The sequence below is a fragment of the Vibrio sp. 10N.222.49.C9 genome (genome assembly GCF_041474985.1).
GTDB classification, from domain to species: Bacteria; Pseudomonadota; Gammaproteobacteria; order Enterobacterales; family Vibrionaceae; genus Vibrio; species Vibrio crassostreae_C.
The window spans coordinates 1-349 of the sequence record NZ_JBFRVD010001614.1 but is presented as its reverse complement, the minus strand read 5'-3'; the positions used below and the strand labels follow the sequence as shown (position 1 = coordinate 349).

1 pseudogene is annotated in these 349 nt (G+C 43.6%); it reads left to right on the top strand.

The features are described 5' to 3' along the window. A pseudogene (locus AB4585_RS29510) lies at positions 1–349 on the top strand (cytochrome c nitrite reductase pentaheme subunit); the annotation flags it as partial.

Genomic DNA, 349 nt, shown 5'->3' with positions numbered 1-349 from the left:
GTCCCTAGTGATTCAGCAACATCAGAACGCTTTAAAGTAGAGTTGATAAGAGACAAAGATTACAAATGTACTCAATGTCACAAAGACTCTAAACACACTTTAGCTGGATCTCATGGACAAAATGTCATCGACGCAATGGGTAAAGAAGCCAATTGTACCGATTGTCATAGCAACATCGGGCCAGATCACCGCGACGGTGGATCAACCGTCATCAAATACTCTGATGCTCAGTCTCAAGCAGGGACAGATAAGCAACAGCTATCCCCTGAGATGATACTTAAGGCAAACAGTACTTGTATGGATTGTCATACGCCTGAAAGCCTACGTGAATCAAGCTGGACACATGATG